Source organism: Leclercia sp. M50 (genome assembly GCF_037150775.1).
GTDB lineage: Bacteria > Pseudomonadota > Gammaproteobacteria > Enterobacterales > Enterobacteriaceae > Enterobacter.
In genome coordinates, this window is record NZ_JBBCPK010000221.1 from 1 (window position 1) to 1286 (window position 1286).

At 56.7% G+C, this 1286-nt stretch carries 3 protein-coding genes; all 3 read right to left on the reverse strand.

Translation table 11 applies throughout. The annotated features are described in order from the left end of the window. Positions 1-258 (reverse strand): hypothetical protein (locus WFM46_RS23955; protein ID WP_336998717.1); only part of this gene is annotated, 258 nt, incomplete at its 3' end. Between the two features lie 53 nt (positions 259-311). Further along, on the reverse strand, positions 312-926 hold the full coding sequence (locus WFM46_RS23960) for a tail assembly protein (protein WP_336998718.1): 615 nt from the start codon (positions 924-926) through the stop codon (positions 312-314). Beyond that, the coding region (locus WFM46_RS23965; protein ID WP_336998719.1) for an NlpC/P60 family protein at positions 904-1286 on the reverse strand (383 nt) is incomplete at its 5' end. The genes WFM46_RS23960 and WFM46_RS23965, both read right to left, overlap by 23 nt.

Sequence of the window (1286 nt, forward strand, 5' to 3'; positions counted from 1 at the left end):
CTGATCCTGAGTGCCCGGGCGAAAATCCCACTTCACGCCGGTGAAGTTGTAGCTGCCGTCGGCGTTCGCCAGCGGGGTGTCGTTAAGGAAGATGTTCTGTGCCGTCAGCTCACCCTGAATTTCACCTTCAGCGATCGCCAGCAGCATTTTTAATTTTGCTGTCGACAGCAGGTCATCCGGATCCTCAACAGGAGTGTGCTGTTTAGCGCCACCGCCTTTACGTCCCTGAATAAGGGTTTCATCTTCGGGAAGTCGCATATTTCACCCATAAAAAAAGCCACCCGGAGGTGACCTGTAGCTGACAATAAATTTCACTGCTGGTCGCTGGAGAAGATCCCCGCGCTGATGACGGCCCCGCCGATCTCGCGCTCACCAAAAAACACAGGTACCGGATAACCCACAGCCACGGTATTCACCGGCGCGCCAAAGGCGTAGTTGGGTTTGTTGTCCGTGCTGGACGAGGCACCGACGTTGTATTTCGGCTGTGGGGTAAGCAACTGCACCACTCCGCCCAGCATCATCGACAGGCCGAGACCCGTCAGGGCCGTTGTTGTCGCGGTTGCGGCAGCCGTGCTCAGACCTATCGCCGTCAGCGAGGCACCCGCGGTAAAATACGCGGCCACGAGAGCCACCGCCCCGATAACGATCTGCAGCACACCGCCGCGCTTTGAACCTTCGGTAATGGCCGAAATCCGGTACACCGTGCCACTGCGGGTCATGTCGAATTCTTCAAGACCGATGTTGTTTTTACCATTGAAGAAGGCAAAGCGGATCCCCTGCATATGTCCTTCTGACAGGTAGCGTTTAAAGCCCGGGACCTGACTGGACATGGCGCGCAGCATCTCGCGCAGATCCTCAACGTGAAACTGGTGTTCGCGCCCGAACTTTTTCGCCATACTGCCTTCAAGAATCAGTGTTTTCAGCATCCATCAGCTCCCTGTGTCGGACCATACGAACGGTGCGGTCGCGGTAATATTTGCCGTACGGCACCCGGGCAGACAGGTTGCCGAAATTATGATGCAGCATGATATTGTCCTGGTACTCGTGGCGACCGAGGTAAATGGCCGCGTGGTTGGTTACCGACGCCTGTATGCGCATCATGATCATATCGCCGTGACGCATATCAGTGGGGTCCACCTGGATAAAGCCCTCCGCCTCCCAGTTATCGTCGTAGCGATTTTCGCCCTGCTCCCACCACTCGTACGGTACCGAGTAATCGCCCAAGGTAATGCCGTGCTCGCGCTGGTACCACTCACGGATCAGCGCCCAGCAGTCAGCAAAGCCCA

Excerpts from the sequence above, each read along its gene's own strand:
- WFM46_RS23960 (WP_336998718.1), bottom strand. The coding sequence starts at position 926 with ATGCTGAAAACACTGATTCTTGAAGGCAGTATGGCGAAAAAGTTCGGG.